Source organism: Flavobacterium endoglycinae (genome assembly GCF_017352115.1).
GTDB classification, from domain to species: domain Bacteria; phylum Bacteroidota; class Bacteroidia; order Flavobacteriales; family Flavobacteriaceae; genus Flavobacterium; species Flavobacterium endoglycinae.
The window spans coordinates 1,808,611-1,825,518 of sequence record NZ_CP071448.1; the positions used below are offsets into that span (position 1 = coordinate 1,808,611).

Annotated in this window: 29 protein-coding genes; 8 read left to right on the plus strand and 21 right to left on the minus strand. The window is 38.4% G+C overall.

Annotation, left to right across the window (positions count from 1 at the left end; genetic code table 11):
* Nucleotides 1-21: 21 nt before the first annotated feature.
* Nucleotides 22-1,164 carry a Clp protease ClpP gene (locus J0383_RS07830; RefSeq protein WP_207297857.1) on the minus strand — a complete coding sequence of 381 codons (1,143 nt, stop codon included), beginning with the start codon at nucleotides 1,162-1,164 and terminating at the stop codon, nucleotides 22-24.
* A gap of 114 nt (nucleotides 1,165-1,278) precedes the next feature.
* Here J0383_RS07830 and J0383_RS07835 point away from each other — a divergent pair, with 114 nt between their 5' ends.
* From J0383_RS07835 to J0383_RS07870, 8 genes are all read left to right on the plus strand, one after another.
* Entirely contained in the window at nucleotides 1,279-1,716 is a 438-nt protein-coding gene (locus J0383_RS07835; protein WP_207297858.1) for a terminase gpP N-terminus-related DNA-binding protein, read from the plus strand.
* A 161-nt stretch (nucleotides 1,717-1,877) separates the two neighbouring features.
* Nucleotides 1,878-3,275, plus strand: a complete 1,398-nt coding sequence (locus J0383_RS07840) for a hypothetical protein (protein ID WP_239023274.1) — start codon at nucleotides 1,878-1,880, stop codon at nucleotides 3,273-3,275.
* Nucleotides 3,276-3,287: 12 nt separating this feature from the next.
* Nucleotides 3,288-3,713, plus strand: coding sequence for a phage protein Gp36 family protein (locus tag J0383_RS07845; RefSeq protein ID WP_207297860.1), 426 nt, complete (start codon nucleotides 3,288-3,290; stop codon nucleotides 3,711-3,713).
* Between the two features lie 18 nt (nucleotides 3,714-3,731).
* Nucleotides 3,732-4,982, plus strand: coding sequence for a phage portal protein family protein (locus J0383_RS07850; protein ID WP_207297861.1), 1,251 nt, complete (start codon nucleotides 3,732-3,734; stop codon nucleotides 4,980-4,982).
* Between the two features lie 32 nt (nucleotides 4,983-5,014).
* Complete coding sequence (locus J0383_RS07855; protein ID WP_207297862.1) at nucleotides 5,015-6,319, plus strand: phage head morphogenesis protein; 1,305 nt, start codon at nucleotides 5,015-5,017, stop codon at nucleotides 6,317-6,319.
* Between the two features lie 87 nt (nucleotides 6,320-6,406).
* Nucleotides 6,407-8,233: a phage tail tape measure protein gene (locus tag J0383_RS07860; RefSeq protein ID WP_207297863.1), complete on the plus strand. Its 1,827-nt coding sequence runs from the start codon at nucleotides 6,407-6,409 to the stop codon at nucleotides 8,231-8,233.
* Between the two features lie 12 nt (nucleotides 8,234-8,245).
* The gene (locus J0383_RS07865; RefSeq protein ID WP_207297864.1) at nucleotides 8,246-8,803 is read left to right on the plus strand and encodes a phage virion morphogenesis protein; all 558 of its coding nucleotides are present in this window, start codon (nucleotides 8,246-8,248) and stop codon (nucleotides 8,801-8,803) included.
* Between the two features lie 11 nt (nucleotides 8,804-8,814).
* Nucleotides 8,815-9,342: a hypothetical protein gene (locus J0383_RS07870; RefSeq protein ID WP_207297865.1), complete on the plus strand. Its 528-nt coding sequence runs from the start codon at nucleotides 8,815-8,817 to the stop codon at nucleotides 9,340-9,342.
* A gap of 8 nt (nucleotides 9,343-9,350) precedes the next feature.
* Here J0383_RS07870 and J0383_RS07875 read toward each other — a convergent pair whose 3' ends face one another.
* The 20 genes from J0383_RS07875 to J0383_RS07970 form a co-directional block, all read right to left on the minus strand.
* A complete protein-coding gene (locus J0383_RS07875; RefSeq protein ID WP_207297866.1) occupies nucleotides 9,351-9,632 on the minus strand; it encodes a DUF6150 family protein in 282 nt (93 codons plus the stop codon).
* A 1-nt stretch (nucleotide 9,633) separates the two neighbouring features.
* Nucleotides 9,634-9,861: a hypothetical protein gene (locus tag J0383_RS07880; RefSeq protein ID WP_207297867.1), complete on the minus strand. Its 228-nt coding sequence runs from the start codon at nucleotides 9,859-9,861 to the stop codon at nucleotides 9,634-9,636.
* Between the two features lie 95 nt (nucleotides 9,862-9,956).
* A complete protein-coding gene (locus tag J0383_RS07885) occupies nucleotides 9,957-10,481 on the minus strand; it encodes a hypothetical protein (RefSeq protein WP_207297868.1) in 525 nt (174 codons plus the stop codon).
* A gap of 236 nt (nucleotides 10,482-10,717) precedes the next feature.
* Nucleotides 10,718-10,978, minus strand: a complete 261-nt coding sequence (locus J0383_RS07890) for a hypothetical protein (RefSeq protein WP_207297869.1) — start codon at nucleotides 10,976-10,978, stop codon at nucleotides 10,718-10,720.
* Nucleotides 10,975-11,259, minus strand: coding sequence for a hypothetical protein (locus J0383_RS07895; RefSeq protein ID WP_207297870.1), 285 nt, complete (start codon nucleotides 11,257-11,259; stop codon nucleotides 10,975-10,977). Before J0383_RS07895 ends, J0383_RS07890 begins: the two co-directional genes overlap by 4 nt.
* A gap of 2 nt (nucleotides 11,260-11,261) precedes the next feature.
* On the minus strand, nucleotides 11,262-11,492 hold the full coding sequence (locus J0383_RS07900) for a hypothetical protein (RefSeq protein ID WP_207297871.1): 231 nt from the start codon (nucleotides 11,490-11,492) through the stop codon (nucleotides 11,262-11,264).
* Between the two features lie 18 nt (nucleotides 11,493-11,510).
* Entirely contained in the window at nucleotides 11,511-12,017 is a 507-nt protein-coding gene (locus J0383_RS07905; protein WP_207297872.1) for a hypothetical protein, read from the minus strand.
* A 4-nt stretch (nucleotides 12,018-12,021) separates the two neighbouring features.
* Nucleotides 12,022-12,300, minus strand: coding sequence for a hypothetical protein (locus tag J0383_RS07910; protein ID WP_207297873.1), 279 nt, complete (start codon nucleotides 12,298-12,300; stop codon nucleotides 12,022-12,024).
* A complete protein-coding gene (locus tag J0383_RS07915) occupies nucleotides 12,300-12,617 on the minus strand; it encodes a hypothetical protein (protein WP_207297874.1) in 318 nt (105 codons plus the stop codon). The genes J0383_RS07910 and J0383_RS07915 overlap by 1 nt, the downstream gene beginning before the upstream one ends.
* A 128-nt stretch (nucleotides 12,618-12,745) precedes the next feature.
* Nucleotides 12,746-12,958: a hypothetical protein gene (locus J0383_RS07920; RefSeq protein WP_207297875.1), complete on the minus strand. Its 213-nt coding sequence runs from the start codon at nucleotides 12,956-12,958 to the stop codon at nucleotides 12,746-12,748.
* Between the two features lies 1 nt (nucleotide 12,959).
* On the minus strand, nucleotides 12,960-13,295 hold the full coding sequence (locus J0383_RS07925; protein ID WP_207297876.1) for a hypothetical protein: 336 nt from the start codon (nucleotides 13,293-13,295) through the stop codon (nucleotides 12,960-12,962).
* A complete protein-coding gene (locus J0383_RS07930; RefSeq protein ID WP_207297877.1) occupies nucleotides 13,282-13,518 on the minus strand; it encodes a hypothetical protein in 237 nt (78 codons plus the stop codon). Before J0383_RS07930 ends, J0383_RS07925 begins: the two co-directional genes overlap by 14 nt.
* Nucleotides 13,519-13,520: 2 nt before the next feature.
* Nucleotides 13,521-13,784 (minus strand): hypothetical protein, encoded by a 264-nt coding sequence (locus J0383_RS07935; protein WP_207297878.1) that lies wholly within the window; start codon nucleotides 13,782-13,784, stop codon nucleotides 13,521-13,523.
* A gap of 318 nt (nucleotides 13,785-14,102) precedes the next feature.
* On the minus strand, nucleotides 14,103-14,492 hold the full coding sequence (locus J0383_RS07940) for a hypothetical protein (protein WP_207297879.1): 390 nt from the start codon (nucleotides 14,490-14,492) through the stop codon (nucleotides 14,103-14,105).
* Between the two features lie 8 nt (nucleotides 14,493-14,500).
* Nucleotides 14,501-15,175: a hypothetical protein gene (locus J0383_RS07945; RefSeq protein ID WP_207297880.1), complete on the minus strand. Its 675-nt coding sequence runs from the start codon at nucleotides 15,173-15,175 to the stop codon at nucleotides 14,501-14,503.
* Nucleotides 15,176-15,179: 4 nt separating this feature from the next.
* Nucleotides 15,180-15,464 carry a hypothetical protein gene (locus J0383_RS07950; protein WP_207297881.1) on the minus strand — a complete coding sequence of 95 codons (285 nt, stop codon included), beginning with the start codon at nucleotides 15,462-15,464 and terminating at the stop codon, nucleotides 15,180-15,182.
* Nucleotides 15,448-15,723, minus strand: a complete 276-nt coding sequence (locus J0383_RS07955) for a hypothetical protein (protein ID WP_207297882.1) — start codon at nucleotides 15,721-15,723, stop codon at nucleotides 15,448-15,450. The genes J0383_RS07950 and J0383_RS07955 overlap by 17 nt, the downstream gene beginning before the upstream one ends.
* Nucleotides 15,720-15,863, minus strand: a complete 144-nt coding sequence (locus tag J0383_RS07960; RefSeq protein WP_207297883.1) for a hypothetical protein — start codon at nucleotides 15,861-15,863, stop codon at nucleotides 15,720-15,722. The genes J0383_RS07955 and J0383_RS07960 overlap by 4 nt, the downstream gene beginning before the upstream one ends.
* A gap of 1 nt (nucleotide 15,864) precedes the next feature.
* Complete coding sequence (locus tag J0383_RS07965) at nucleotides 15,865-16,272, minus strand: hypothetical protein (protein WP_207297884.1); 408 nt, start codon at nucleotides 16,270-16,272, stop codon at nucleotides 15,865-15,867.
* Nucleotides 16,273-16,277: 5 nt separating this feature from the next.
* Nucleotides 16,278-16,907: a P-loop NTPase family protein gene (locus tag J0383_RS07970; RefSeq protein ID WP_207297885.1), complete on the minus strand. Its 630-nt coding sequence runs from the start codon at nucleotides 16,905-16,907 to the stop codon at nucleotides 16,278-16,280.
* Between the last annotated feature and the right edge of the window lies 1 nt (nucleotide 16,908).

Here is a 16,908-nt window from a genome sequence, read left to right on the forward strand (position 1 = left end):
TTTAGGTATTTATTTTAATAATTAAAGTTTTGGTTCTACTCCGTATTTAGCCTTGTAAAGTGCTTGGAATACTTCAGGTCTGTTTTTCTTTACTGATTCGAGTTCCCCTGATTTTTTTGCTAGTGCGTCCCATGTTTCGGATGAAATTGGTAACTCACCGTCTGCAGAAACATTTACTGCTGCAGCAGCACCAGCTGCAGGCGCAGTTTTGACAAGAGCTGCCAATGGAACAGCCTGCTGTGCAGGTTTTTTAAGTACCGGCAGCATTGCTTTCATTTTGTCAATTCCCAATGCCTTACCAACTTCTTTGTAAGCTGCAGTCTGATCTTTTTTGATTGCCTCGGCAGTTACATATTCTTCCAGCAGGTCATCGATATTTTTTTCTTTGTCTGCCTCCGCTTTTTCCTGCAGTTCTTTGATTGTAGCATCCTGCTCCGTTCTTTGTTTTTTAATTGCTTCAATGATCTCTACATCACTTGAAGCCTCCGTTACACCTTCTAATTTTAAAGATGCGATTAGGTCTTTTTTCATACTTGTTTCTTTTAAAGTGTTAGGTTCCGAGACTGCAAGACGTGCAGTAAATTTTTCAAATACATTCTTAGTGTTGGCTAATACTTCTGCTTTGGAGATTGGTGCTCTGCCCGTTACAATGATTTCATCGATAAGCCCAGATTCCTTAGCCTCGGCCGCATCCATCCAGTTGTCTTTACCATTAAGCCAGAGTGCATTTACTTCGTCAATGGTTTTTCCTGAAATTTCAGCATAGCGTTTAGCCATGGTGCCTCTCATTGAGGTTAATATTTTAGCTGTTTCCAGCATTACATCTTCATCGCCTTCGACGTATGAAACTGGTCGATGCAGCATAATAAAGCTGTCATCATTCATTCGACGTCTGTCGGCAGGAAGCATGATAACCGTTGCCATACTTGCGGCGATTCCGGTAATATCGACCAGCTTTTTGACTTTGGTATTTGACAGGGTATTGTAGATAAGGTTTCCTTCTATTACCGAACCTCCAAAACTGTGGAGATCAATAAAAAGGTTACACTTTTTATCCTCTGCCATTGCAACGGCTCTAGTGAAGTCTGAATTCGAAATATCAAAGGGGTTTATATCACCGTGCGCCCGTACTTCGACTTGTTTGTTAATGAATTGAAATTGCATGTGTTTGTCTCATTTGAACGGCAAACCTACAAGCGTTAAATCGGAATCAGAAAACACTGTGACAGAGTGTCCTAAGTAATTTTTAAAGGGTCTTTTTAGTGACACATTTGCATCATGAAAAAGATAGAAGCACTAGAAAAAAGCGCCGAAGTTAACATTGCGGAAATGCTTTACATCGAGAAAAATTTCACGATAAAAGCTATTGCGGAAAAACTCGGTAAACACCCTAAAACAATCGCTGCCTGGCGTGATAAATACAATTGGGATGAAGCAAAAGAATTACTGCAGGGAAGTCCTTTGGAACTGAACAAACTGCTGCTGAAAGAAGCAATCAATATCAGCAAGGGAGGCAAAGCAACCTTTGATTCGGTTGCACTCGGCAGAGTGATGAAAGCCTTTGACTACATGGCCAAAAAGACCAACCCTACCGTGGTTATGGAGGTACTTATGGAACTGGACAACTTTCATTCAGCAATTGACCCTAAAGAGGCACACAAACAAACGGAAATCCACAGGCAGTTTTTGCTGCATAAAATTCAATTACAAGGATAATGGCGTTTATAGTAAATTATGATAAAATAACCAAGTTATACGATTCGCACTGCAAGCGCATCGAAAAGGCGTGTACAATTGATATACACGAAACACCCCACGAGAAAATTGCGAGGATCAAAGACCTGGAATCGGATTATATCAGATGGTTCGAATATTACATGAAAGATTTTGCGACCTGCAAGTCAGCACCATTCCACAAAACGATATCAAACATCATTATTAAGAACCCTGTCTGTAAACTTTTAAACGACGCTTTCAGGGGTTCGGCAAAATCAGTTCATACGATGCTGGGCGTGCCTTTATATCTGGGTTTTGTAAAAAAGGAAATGAATTTCATGCTGCTGATCGGTGAGAATGAAGAAAAAGCCAAACGCCTTATTTCTGACGTTCAGGCGCACCTGAAACATAACACCCGGTTCATAAACGATTACGGTGAGCAGTTCAATCAGGGTGACTGGGCAGAAGGAAACTTCACCACTAAAAATGGTATTCATTTTCATGCATTAGGTTTTGGGCAGGACCCGAGGGGATTAAGGTTTGGAGAGTTCAGACCCGACTACATCGGGTGCGACGATATCGACACGCTGAAACGATGCAACAATGACAGGCTTATACGTGAGGCAATCGATTATATCACTGGTACATTATGGGGCTGTTTTGACAAAGGAAAAGAGCGCTTTGTTTTCAATAATAACCTGATTCACAAAAACTCAATCATGGCAAAACTGATTGAGCTTTCTAAGGTTGCCAACAAAGAGAGTAAAAAACAAGGCTTCAAAAACCCGTATCACCATATCAAAACCAAGGCGGTTCTGGACGATCAGTTTACGCCGAGCTGGCCTGAAAAATACACCGCTCAGTACTGGCTTGAAAAGAGACTCGCTACACCGTATCGAAGCTGGATGCGTGAGTATATGTGCACCCCGCTTATGGATGGTGCGATTTTCAAACCCGAATGGATGCAGCATCGAAAGATGTCAAAACTCGATAAGTATGATGCTTTGCAGTTTTACGGTGATTTGAGCTACAAAGATAAAGGTGATTACAAGGCTATGTTCCTGATAGGTAAAAAAGGACGTGACTTTGATATCATTTTTTCATTCTGCAGACAGACCTCACGAAGTGTATGCGCGTCCTGGCTCTATGATCTGTACGAAAAACATAAACTGGAACGGTACCCGATCATTTATAAGATTGAAGGTCTTTTTGCTATGGATGAGTTTGTAAGTGATTTTGACGTCGAAGGGGATTACAGAGGGTACCACATTCCGGTTATAGCTGACAAAAGACCAAAGGAAGGCAAGTTTGAACGTATCGAGGCTAACTCAGGACATTTCGAGCGTCTGCGTGTGTATTGGAATGAAGACGAAAAGGACACCCTAGACCAAACAACAGCAATAGACCAGCATCTCGCGTTTGAAAAAGGTTCAGGAGCCAATGACGATGCACCGGATGCTGTTCAGGCAGATATGGCCGATCTGAACAAAGCCACTTTTGTAAGCAGTTTTGATATGCAGACCAATTCAAGATCAAGCATGAAAGAGAGACATTTTTAACAAGTTACCACTATGAGATATATACTAGAAGAAGATTACGAAATGCAGATCAAACAGGAAATTGTGCGCCTTTTGACTGCTCAGGATTTTTACAATTCTCCAAAACTCGTCAGAGCTGAGAAAACTGCTGCAGACCAGCTGCGCCAATATGTAGGTAAACGTTATGACCTGCAGGCCTTTTACGATCTGCCGGAACGTGACGAATTCATTGTAACACTGCTTATTGATGTGGCTTTATACCATCTGTATTCACAGACCGGCCTTAAAGATATTCCCAAACACAGGGATGACCGCTATCAGGACGCACTGGATTGGATGCGCGGTGTAGGTAAAGGCGAAATTCCTGCTGATCTGCCGGAGATAACAGACGATACCGGCGAAACCTATTCAGAGGTGAAAATATGGAGCGCAAGACCTCCGCAAGATCATAAGTATTAAAATTAAAAGCATTTTAAAATGACTATAAAAAGAAAGAAATATACTTCATCACGCGCATTTCAGGCAAAGACTTCTACAGCAAAACAAAGTGATGAAGCAATCATAAAGACGATAGTGGCCGAGTTTAAAGACATGACCCGAAAAGATATACAGAAGTGGCGAAAGGCAATTACTGCGGCTGAAAACCCAACAGAACCGCGCTGGGCTGCAATGCAGGATTTAATCGACGAAATGATTATGGACGGACATGTTGAAAGTGTTTTAACTATTCGTTATGCTGCAACGCTGAATCATCGTTTTTATGTCAAAGATTCAACCACCGGAAAGCCATTAGAAGAACAGACTAAACTCCTAAAAAAACAATGGTTTTATCAATTTTTAGAAGCTTGCTGCGACGCCCTGGTACATAAGTACAATGTCGTGCAGATCATTTCTGCAGAGGAAAAATTAAAAGTTGTTCCGGTGCCTTATCGCAATATTTCAATCACACAGCAGCGTATGTATCTGGAAGCTTTTGGGACTAAGTACGTTGATTACATGGAGGTGCCCGGAATTATTGAAATAAACCACCGGTCAAGGCTTGGTATTATAAACAGCGTAATTCCCAACATTATCTGGAAACGTAACGCAATGCAGGCATGGGCAGAATTTTCAGAAAAGTTTGGAATGCCTTTGATTACAGCTACCACAGCAAACCGAAATGATATCAAACGTATCGAAATGATGCTTAAGGCTCTCGGTGAAGCTGCACAGGCCGTAATGCCTCACGGAACCGATGTACAAATACATGATCTGGCCAATGCAGGAAACCCTGTAAACACTTACGAAAAGCAGATCAGACTGCATGACGAGCAGATCAGTAAGCCTATTGTTGGAAGCGCAACTATGACCGACACTGCGGGGAACCGAAGCCAGACTGAAGTTCATGAAAGAACGCTCGACGATAAAATTGCCACTAATGACAAGCGTTTTTTTGGTTTTATTATCAACGATCAGCTTTTCCCTGTACTGCAGCAGATGGGACTGCCATTTGATAATACTAAAATGGAATTTGTTTTCGATGATACTGAAACAATGACAATGTCTGAGCATTGGAAAATGGTTTTTGAGGCGATCAGCGAATTTGATATCGATACCGAGTGGATAGCAACGACTTTTAACATGCCGATAACAGGTGTTAAAACCACAACACCGGAGCCTGCTGCAGTAGATGATAAAAAGAAGACACCAAAGGCAAAAGCAAAAGGGCTCTTTGAAAATTTTCAGTAAGCCCCTTAGACGGTGAGGGGCATAAGCCAAAATTGTACGATGCCGGTTGTCCGAAATGTGCCGGCAGATCATTTACTGCAGACGCAGATAACGAGCCGTCAGAAGCCTATAAAAAAGCAGTTGAGGAAGCTGTAAACCGTGTTTTAAAAGACGCATATAACAAAGATTACAATGCAGAGCTTGCAAGTATAACCGCTCAGGAACTGGCACGAATAACAGCCAAAGAATACAGCAGTGTCAATGTTGACTGGAATGCACCGGACACAGAAATGCTGCAGCGCTTAACGCGTGATGTATGGCAGTTTTCAAGTGCAAAAAACTATCAGGAATTAAGTGATCTAACCTCGCTTTTAAAAGATGATAACGGAGAACTGCGCTCTTTTTCTGATTTTAAAAACGAAGCTTCAAAGGTAACGGAACGTTATAACGAGAATTGGATGCAGACCGAGTATAATACTGCAGTGGCAAGCAGTCAGAACGCTGCAAGATGGACAGAGTTTCAAAATGATAAGAGTGTAATTCCTAATCTTGAATATCAGACCGTCGGCGATGGTGCAGTAAGGGCAGAACATCAGGTATTGGACGGTATTGTTAAACATATAGATGACGTGTTCTGGGCTTCACATTATCCGCCTAACGGCTGGGGATGCAGATGTGAAGCAGTACAGACTTTAGAGACCAGTACAACGCCGGCCAATAAGACCCCAAGTATCGTAATACCAAAGATGTTCAGGACAAATTTAGCTGCAGACGGTCTGGTATTTCCAAAGGGGCATCCTTATTACGTTGAAATTCCGCAGCATGTTTTAATTAAAACCTTAAAACTGATTCCTGCAGAAGATGCCTTCCGGGTTGATTATTACAAAGACAAACCGGTACTAACTCACATCAACCACCATGCACACGAACTGCATAACAATAATGTCATTGCCAGGACATTGATTGATAAGTATAAATCAATCAGCAAAGTCGAGTTACTTCCCGATATCAGCAGTAAGGAAATGGAACTTAAAAAGAAGTTTTATCCTAAGCGATGGTTTGAACAGCTTGACGCTAAAAATGCCGATGCGCTGATTCAGATAAAAGGAAAAGACACTATCGTCGAATTCAAGTATTTGACCGGGAACGGGAAACATATTAAACGCCATTTGGAAAATGCTGCAGAAAAAAGCGAGTACGCTGTCATAATGCTGACAGAGGAAAGTACACTCAAAAAAGAATGGATTGAGCGCAAACTTGATGCATGGTTTTTAAATACTGATAAAACGCATTTTAAAGGGGTTTTAATTCTGGATGCCGATGGCAGAGAATTGTATAAAAAAAGCAGCCTATTGTAAAACAGGCTGCTTAATATCAGGAACCGCGGTCCGCAAACCTCGATGTTCAAGCCTGATAGTGCAAATATAACAAATTAAATTAATATAATGAGTGCAACAGCAAGAATGGAACTGCATATATCCCTGAGAGAAAAACTCTCGATGGGATTAAACAGTGCAAAAAACAAGGTTAACAAGGCTGTTAACCAGATGCAGGGGAAACTTAATTCCCTGCGGTCAAGCGGTGCAAAAATGCTTAGTGCTTTCGGAGCTGAAATACCACAGCTGGGAGAAGCATTAGCATTATTAACAAATCCGATTGCTTTGGTTGTAGCCGGAGTTGGTGCGGTTGCCGCTGCCATAGGCTACGCCACGAAACAAGCTAATGCCTGGTGGGAAAGTATGGCGCAGATTAACGTCACGGCTGAACTCTCCCGCGACAGACTCAAAAAGCTGTCCGATAAGCTGCTCGAGATCGGCAGCCGGAATGTTGCGCCGCTCGAAGAAATACCCAAGGCCTTTAACAGAATTATTTCTGCAGGTCTCACAGTTAAACAGTCAATGGAAGCCTTAGAGCCTACACTTAGAGCAGCAAAAGCAGGATTTACAGACATTGAAACAGTTGCCAGCGCGGCAATTTCTGTGATGTCATCGAGCGGGGAAAAGGTCAACAAGGTATATGATATCTTGTTTGCCACTGTAAAATCAGGTAACGCTGAGTTTAAAGACATTGCCAATTATCTGCCTAAGATCATTCCCCTGGCAAAGAATGTCGGGTTTGCTCTGGATGAAACTGCAGGCGCTTATGCAGCGCTTACGACCAAGCTTTCTGCAGAACAGTCGTCAACAGCGCTCGAAGGGATTTTACGATCACTGTCAAATACTAAAGTAGTGGGGCAGTTCAAGAAAATAGGTATTGACGTTTTTGATGTAAAGACTGGAAAGGTTAAACCTATTTTAGAAATTATGAAACAGCTTGATAAACAAATGGCTGGTCTTACAGACAATCAGAGAATGAAGAAAATGGCTTCTTTAGGACTTGACCAAAGCTCTGCAGTAGGTTTTGGAACGCTTATTCAGGATATTAAAGGACTTGAAAGTGCTGTAGATGCTTCCAAAAACAGTCAAGGCGCTTTAAGCAAAGCCTATCAGGATTCTTTAACACCAATGGAGTCCTGGAAAATAGTCTGGAACCAGATTCAGGTTCTTATTGTAAAATTTGGCGAGTTATTTCTGCCGATTATGACTAACGCTGGGAATAAAGTTTTAGATATGATGAACTATTTTAAGAAGTTATGGAATGAATCTGTAATTTTAAGGGACTATATATCATATCTGGGAACCGTATTAGAATGGCTGTTTCTGATAGCAACCTCAGGAATGAGAGCCTTGTGGAACGGATTAAAAATGGTAATTGGAGGCTTTATAAGTTTTTATTCAGCGGTGTGGAACGGTATTAAAGCTATCACGGGTTTCAAAGGTTCTTTTACTGACTTGTACTTAAAAGTCAAACCAATACTAATATGGATGAAAGAACTGCTGGGACAGATTGCCAGTATTATGTTTGATGTTTTCACTTTTGATTTTGCATCCGCCATGGATAAGATTAAAAACTTCAAATTTCCAAATTTGAAAGAAATCACCGCAAAGGTAATGCTTGATGCAAAAAATCCGTCAGATACTGATCTGGTTGATGACCCTGACGGGGAACCAGATGGAGGAATGCCCCCTGTAACACCTTCGAGTCCGGTCGATGATGCCAACACCATTTCAGGCGGAGGACAGGCCAAAAACCTAACAATTAACATTGGCAGTCTGGTTGAAAACTTATCAACTCGATCACAGGAATTTAACCAAATGAACCCGCAGCAGCTTGAAAAAGCAATGACAGAATTATTAATGCGTGTGCTTCGAAGCGGTGAGCTTGCATTTTAAATTGGGAGAGATATGAACGACTTTGTAAAAATGGTTGACAACCTTATAAAAGCCCGAAAATCTCTGCCAAACAAAGTTGCTGTACTGGCAGTCAGGTTCAGTAAAGAACGCTTTAGAGATCAGGCTTGGTATGACAGTAATAAAGAGGCGTGGAAGGCACGTAAGCGCAGGCGTGAAGGCGGCAAACGTAAGAGCCAGACGCTTTTGGTAAACTCCGGAAGATTAAAGCGGAGCATCCGTAAGATTGAGGCAAACATGAACTCGGTGAGGATTGGAACCGATGTGCCTTATGCCGAAATACAGAACAACGGCGGTAAAATTACCGCCTCTGCCAATGTCAGATCATACACCAAAAAAGCGCACAGCAGAAAAGCGCACAGCAGATCACGAAAAGGGCGTATAGAATCAGTTTCTGCTCACACAGTATCATCACACAGTGTTAAAGCATACCGCAGAAAAATGAATACTGTTATACCAGCGCGCCAATTTATAGGCAATAGTGCCAAACTGGCTTCTGACATAGAAAAACTCGTAAAAGAAGAAATGGAAAAAGCCATGAATACAACTTAAAAAGAAAAAAAATGAAAGTTCCTTTTATAAATTTATACAGCGTTATTGATGCTGAAAAGCAGAGATTTGAAGATCAGGGTTTGGATGGTAATTTTTATATGGACAAATATAGGGGCCAGCCTGCAGACCCCGAGCAGTTCGAATATTTTACACTGCCTGCTATCTTTGTCGATTACACCATTACCGGGCAGGGAAAAGATAAACCAAGACTTATTCAGATCACCCTGCATCTGTTAGTTGATGAAGAAAATGACATGAGTAATGTTGCGCCAAACTATATTGCAGGAATGAACAGTTTTGTTTACTGCGGTGTACTTCAGGAAATCTTAGAAGGAAGGAAACTTGTTGGAAATTCAGTATTGAAGTTTGTTTCTGAAGTTCCAATAGATAATCCTGTGGCAGATTACCACAGTATGATCTTCGAATTCGAAAGCTATGCAAAAGACCTGATCGCAAACCCGGTTTTTCAAACCGGAGAATTTGATAAACCAAATGTTACTGGTATGATTAAAGAACAAGAAAAAAAGGAGGCTGTTTAGCCTCCTTTTCAATTTTCTAACTGTTCTTTGGTGCGAACCCTGTATATTTTCACATCTGCCTGCTGGGGAAAATTAACGTACCTGATCGGTTTGCTTGTCGGGGTTTTTCTGTCGATATACCAGCATCCTTTTTTTGTGATCTGATTTTTATTATTGACAAAGTAAACCAAAATATCTGCCTGTTCCCTGGCACTGACTTCATACACTTTTAATGCCTTAATATCACTATTATCGATATGATACTCCTGCGAAAAGCAGACCATGCTGAAAAGTAAAAAAATGTATTTCATATTAAAATAAGGTTAACTGTGTTGCTGTTTTCTCAGTCTGATTTTTTGCAATTACAAGGTAGCGCTGCAGAGTTCTGTAGGACATTGGATATACCTTGCTTATTTTAGTTCTCAAAATCCCTGCCATCATTTTAGACTGGTTCCCTGCCTCATAATGCTCGTCCAGCATCTGTTTTACCAGCATTGCTTTTTTGATAGTATTGGCGTGGGATTGTTTGGAGGCTGACATGTGGACAAAATTATATTGTAATATAATACGTGTCAACCCAACTTTAGAGCAAAAAAAAACCATGCCAGGAAGCATGGTTTTAAGGTGATAAATATTTATAATTTTAAAAAGTCTGCTGTTGAAATGGAACCTATCAATTCATTTTTAAAGAAGTCATCAACAAATGTATAATTAGTTTGTTTTACAGTCAAATGATCGGCGTATCTTAAGTTTTCTCCGTAAGGTTCATAAACTCTGATTTCTTGTGATTTATTGTTTTTAAAAAACACTACGATTACAGTACTTGGATTTCCATATCCTGCTACACCAGGTATATCATTTTTATCATGTCTGTGATCTCCAATATATATATTAAAGAATTGATAGTTATTGCCTTCGTCTAAACATTTTTTTATTTCGGTTTTCAAAATATTAGCTGCGTTGACACTACCATAACCATTATAATGGGATTTCAACCAATTTTCAGTTTTGACCAATGTGCTTGGAGCTGTGTTGTCAACTATTACAGGAACCTCCTTTATAACCTCTACTGGAACTTCCTTAATTACCTCTTTTATGGTTTCATCACTGCTGCATGCAGTTAAAAATGTTAGTGTTAAAAACAGGATTACTTTTTTCATTTTATTTGTTTTGATTAGTTTATAAATTTCTATTCTTTTAAATAGAGATAAAGAAGGCAAATTAAGACAAATATTACAAAACCTGCAATATAAAGTCGTAGTAATTTTCTTTTCAAATCTCTTTTTAATTTATAGAGTTCATTATCACGCTGTAGATAATGTCTGTTTCTTATCTCGTCGTTTGTAAGTCTTATTTTGTCTTTATCTTCCATGAGTCCAAAACTAAAATATTATTTTTAATGCATTTTACGGAAATCCGTACTTATGGTTTCATCACACCAAAAAATTGCAAGCTGGTCATCAATGTCATTGAAAATCTCGTCGCAGTTTTCTTCCGGCATATCTGCAATTTCAACAAACATTCTCCACATTTGGGCTACTCCCGCATAGAATGCTCTTTTTGTTTCCTGCAGCTGAATATCAGACAAATTTTCTTTTTTAAGGTTTACCTTTTCCAGATAGAAATCAAATTGTTTTTCCAGATCAAATTTTTTCATATATCCTGCCATTCTACGTTATAAATTGATATATGAATTACATCTTCGACATAATACAAAATTTCCTTTTTATTAGCCTGATGGTTCTGCAGTTTTGGAACTGTAGCTTTGCCTTTGTAGTTATCCAAAGCCTCATCATAACGCCTTTTAATATCTTTTACCGCGTATTCTTTATTTGAAAATAAAGAATGATCTATACTGTCCATAGATTCTAAAATTGCAGTACACAGCCTGTTTTTTGCTGAATATGTTTTGGTAATTTTTACAAATTGCTTTGCCATTTTTATAAATTTTGATAGTGAATATAAAAACCAACTTTTGTCTGGTCGTAACCCATTTTTTCAAGTTCGGTTATTAACTTTCCCAAAGTGTCTTGGACAAGATCATGCGCTTTCGTTTGTGTCTCCTGCGATGGTAATTTGTCTCGTATTCCTTTTGTTTCATGGGTCATAAAACTTTGATATTTTACGTAACCTTTTCTCGGCGGTTTAGTTCTGTAAATTAATTTTGACATTGCGTAATTATTTAATTGTTAATATTCGTCGTTAAATCTTTCCTGATAAAGCCAGGTACTTAACAAGGCTTGAGATATAGTTCCTTTTGCAAGCTTCTTTTTGTATTTTGGAACTTGGATAAAGCATTTTATTTTTTGTTCTTCTGTTAATCGTTTAAATAATGCCTCTGCTTTTTTTTTGCTTTCTTTATAGTCGTAAAGATTCCACAATGCTTCAAAACTTAAATCTGCAGGTGAAACTTCGATCTCAAAAACCTTTAGATATTTTTTAAGTTTCATCCAAATTGTTTTCATAACACTTTCTTCATGTGGGAATCTTGGTTCTAGCTGTGCTAACAGTTCTTTCCCGTTTTCATATTTGGCATTTTCGGGCAGATATCCGGTTAAAAGCCATTGGCGCTGGTCACGGTTTAAAACTCCCTCACAGACTTCAAATAGTCTTAAATTACCCATTAAATCGTATTTAAAGAGAAATACTAAGCCTATTTCTTTTCCTTTTGCCCGGTAAGTTGTAAGCGGCTCCATTGTTTTAAGGATTTGGATTGTTACGTATGTAATCTAAAACCGTTGCAGTTGTCACTGCAAAATCAGAAACATGCCGAACTGTTAAGTAATCTTCATCATTATAACTGACTTTCACTTCTACATATTCATTATTTATAAAGTGACAAATCACATTGTATTTATTGATTGATATTACTTTATTCGTCTGAACTTTAACTTTGAATTCAGGAACTTTTAATGCAATTTGTTTTATACCCGTCATTAAAATCTGCCATTGTTCGATTAATTTTTCTTTTACTGCCATTACACTAATTTTTGATTAATAATTCCTATTATTTCACGTGTTACCCGTCTTTTTTCTGTCTGCTCATAATCAATGTAGAGCAAAAGAAATTGATGTACTGCAACTGCTTCATAATATTTTAAAGACAGTTTAAAGACCTTTTTAACGCCTCTTTTATCAATTGCTTTTTTAAGCAGCTTATTTGCGATCTCGATCATTAAATAAATGAAGCTCCTATTTTCCTTCGATGTGGCCTTAGACGGCTCGAGTAGATTATCAGCTATCATTTCATTTATAAATGATAACTGATAGTTGTTGATTTCAAATTCTATTTTCATATTAACATTCAGTTATTGGTTCAGTAATTCGTTTATTACATTTTACACAAAATACCGCCGTTTTCTCACAAGTTCCTGCAGTGTCAAGAACCCTTAAAACAGTGTTTTCATGCGGGCATTCTTCTAAATTATCCAAAGTTTCCATGTCTCATACCACAATTTGAACAACGCACATTGCCGTTTTTAACTTTTACCGGCATTTCAAACTCACATTGAAAGCAGTATTGATCTGGCAAGTCTGAATCTTTTGCAATAGCAGCTGAATATCCTTTTACATAGCCAAATCCAATGCATACAAAAATTAAAAATACCACTGCTGAAAAAATTGCTATTTCTTCCATTTTATTTACTCCATTTATGTCTGACAACTCCACTCATTGCTACGATAATTTTTGTTAGCTCCTGCGGTTTCATATCCATTAAAGGTTTTTTAACCGGTGAACGATCGGATTTTAAAAAGTCACTGAAAGCCCCGTCCATATCTGCAACCTGTCCCGAAGGGTGTTTATCATCTGGTTTAACCCACTGCCTGTTTCTACAGAGAGCCATAATTGTACGATGCTGTTTATTTTTCGCATCAAATACACCCCAATTCTCTGTTTTAACTGGTTTTTCTGAATTGTAATTGTCTATAGCGCTCCCAGAGCCTGAATAGACTATCGGTTTAGTTTTTGTCATTTATCACGTCTATTTTAATTATTGGATATTTGATTTGCTGAATACCATACTGATTGTTGATGGTTATGTATCTGCCTTCGATTACCTGGCTTTTCACTTGTGAATCTTTGTATATGTCATTGTGAAATGGTCCTGCCTCGGTTACGACTAAAGATGTTGAGTCTATCACAAAATATAACAAGTCTTGTCCCTGATCTTCAAAATTTACTTTTATCGTTGCCATACTTATACTATAATTGGAATTTCAGATGATTTGATAATTTTTTTGATATCTTCAAACATTAAATCTGATGTTATTTCATCAAATGTTAAGTCTCGATCTTCTTCATTTGGGAACTCTATATCATAACTGAATTCTATATGATCTGTTCCAGGCGTGTAACCATAAACACTTACTTTTATGCTGTCCCTTTCTTTTTCATTCATTTTTTTTAAAAGGGTTGCTTGTAAATACTCTGTAAAATGAAATAATTTGATTCTGCTTTTCATATCGATTTGTTTTAAAATTTGCTCCTGAGGCGGGATTCGAACCCGCACAGACCTTATTCTCAGGACACCCAACTAACTAACCTATTTTCCTAATATTGAGTAAACCCATACACAAAATGCTAAAAGAGCACATATAACAAATATTATCAGTATAAAAGCGATTGGGAGCAATATCGGAGACAGCACCCAAAACCAATCCCATTCAATTTTTCGCATTAATCGAAGTGCTATAAACAAAAAAGTCAGTGCTATCAAAAAGCCAAATCCCATCTTTTCGTTTGTTGAAGATTCTTTTTCCATATCTCTGTTGTTAAATTATTAGGAATTAAATCTTGGAAGTCGCTCTTTAACTTTCTCGTACAGTTCATTAACTGGTACTAAATCTCTCCCAGAAAAATCTTGTCTGCTACAGGCATCTTTTAACGTCCAAGTTTCAAAAATTCCCATCTGTGTGGCTCGCAGAACTGCGATCATTTTAACGATGTCTTGACCACATATATCACTATACAAAACATACAAATCTGTTCCGTATATGCCTAAAGAATCTAAAAACAGTAAAACACCTATTCCCCCTAAAGCGTTATCTGGATCAATATGATCTGATTCTAAAAGTTCAAGTAATGGTGTCACAGCACCGTAATTCCCATCCGCCATTTTTACAACCGCTTTCATTGTGGAATCTCCAAGTTGAATTTTATTATTTTTCATGTTCATTGTTATACTGAAAAGTTAAAAGTTAGTTTTTTTCGCTGGCCGTTTTCATCTGTGATATAGCTCCAACCGCGGACATACTGTGTTGTTCTTGTGAAAATCTGTGCTCTTTCGATTATTTCGATACCATCGTCAAATCCTTCGTCATTGTACTCGTCTCTTAAAGCTTTTAACTGCAGAACAACATTTGGTTTAAGCATCCCTGTTTTTCCGTTTGGTTTCAGCAGCACATTCAGACTTGCTGCAAGCTTTCTGGCATTGTTGTTATCACCTGAAAGCGTTGCCAGGTACTGCTTTATTTTTGTAATTCCTGCAGGTTCTGTTCCATCGAAGCTGATCGCAACGTTATAGCCAATAGTGATACTTTGTGAACCGTCCGGCAGTGTAGTTGTATAGCTGTCCTGATCGCTTGCACCGTATAATTCTTTTCGCATGGCCAGTGTAGGTTCGAAATCTTTAAATACATTTAAGATCACATTTTCATTAATCCCTCTGAGTTCTGTTAGTGAAGTGATATTTCTCTGCAGAAATTCAGCTCCGAGTTCTTTAAAGGCTTTATAATTTTCCTGCCTTTTTTTTCGCTCAGTTTTAGCAGCTTCTTTTGCCTGCAGGGTTAATTGTTTGACTTGCTCAGGTGACAAGTCAGAAAGGCTAATCGTTGGTTTTTCTTGATTTTCCATATTTTCAATTGTTAATTATTATTGGTTCAATTACTTCTATTTCCTTGGTATTAAACATTTCCGATTGAATGTTGTAATGAAATTTTGTCTGCAGTTCAATTATGTATCTGTTTGAAATTTCAGCCGCGTAATGCACTATGATGGTGCGCTGTTTGGATTTCAGTTCGCAGATATCTTTTACTTTTTGATGCAGTTTGTACCTGCGGTTATCAAAAGAAGATCTCTTTTTGCGGGATTTGGAAACTGGTTCTGATCTGGCTATGGGTTTTATGTCAAAAATTTTTAGCATATTCAATAGTTTTTAATGGTTTCCAATGGGTTTGTTTGATAATCAAAAGAATATTGAGTATTTTATACTCTAGTACAATATCCTGTTTATAAGAGTGGTCATTTGCCATAATCCGGGCACGTTCCCTGTTAATAAGCAAGCGTTCGTTCCATGTTAAGAAGTTTTCTTCTTTAAGCTCACATTTAAAGACTTCCTTGTCATACTGCAGTACCAAACCTAGATCAACAAGGCGCGGCGGTGGTAAGTAAATTTTCATCATTTGTACTCTGCTAGTTCTTGTTTTGCTTCTCTTAATTTTTCCTCCATCTGGGTGCGGGCTTCATGCTCTTTTGAATTGTCATTAAGCCATTGATTAAGTTCTTCGATAAGATTTTCAAGGCGTTGTCTGGTTCTTTTCATATTAGTTTAGTCTTAAGGTTATACTGTCTATTTTTACGCCTCTCACTGCTACGCAGAGCACACTGATATTGAACTCTCTGTTGACTGGCTGTGCAATGATCGCTGCTTCAATTAATGGAACTGGTCTGCACGTTTGGTGAACTATTTCCGTACATCGCTCATAAAGCCTTTTTTTATCCATTAGAGTCACTGTTTTACTATTCTGGTAGTTCTTTATCCTTAACCTAAATTCCTCCTCACATTTAGCGATTTCGGTCTTATAGTACCTGAACAATGGTGGATAACATATTAATTTCTGCGCATCTCTAAGGTTAACTGATACTTTTTCACACCATTTCAGATAAGAGTCGAAATAATAGATATCAAACTCGTCTGCAGTAATTCCTAAGATTTCATAAATAGTACTCATAACTTTTAGTTTTTAATTTGACTTCCGTGACATAGTTGTGCTGATTGTTCATCAATCATTATTGTTCCTCCTGGACAGCTGCCGGAAACGAAAGCCGTCATTCCTTTTACTCTTAAGATATATCTGGCTAACCTTTTACAGAGTTTGGCTGTTGCAGTGTATGGTTCGCCTCTTTCTTCATGTGCAATAAAAACCATTGTGGTTTTTGGGTATTTCATGGTAAATTTTCTAAATCTACCGTATGCCAGTTCATCATTATAAACCGTGATATTGTCAAAAAACATGGTCTTTGGAGGCTTTCGTTTAGATAGAATTTTTTCAACTTCATCAAGTTCCGTGTACTCTAAAAACTTGATATTTGCTTTCTTCACATCGAGCTTTGCTCTTTTCATTGCATTCTCCTGAAACGACTTTCCTGTACCTTCTTCTGCAGATATATAGTAAACAGGTTCAAATTGGCTTAGATATTCTGCAAGCTTTAGCGCAAACATGGTTTTCCCGTTCTTTTCATCCCCATAAATCAGCCAGACTTTACCTTTTTCCGGATTGCCGAGAACATCTAACCAAGGACCATTAAAATCATATACCTCATACCGTTTTTCATATAGTGTCTTTAGTGATATTGCTCTAGCCATA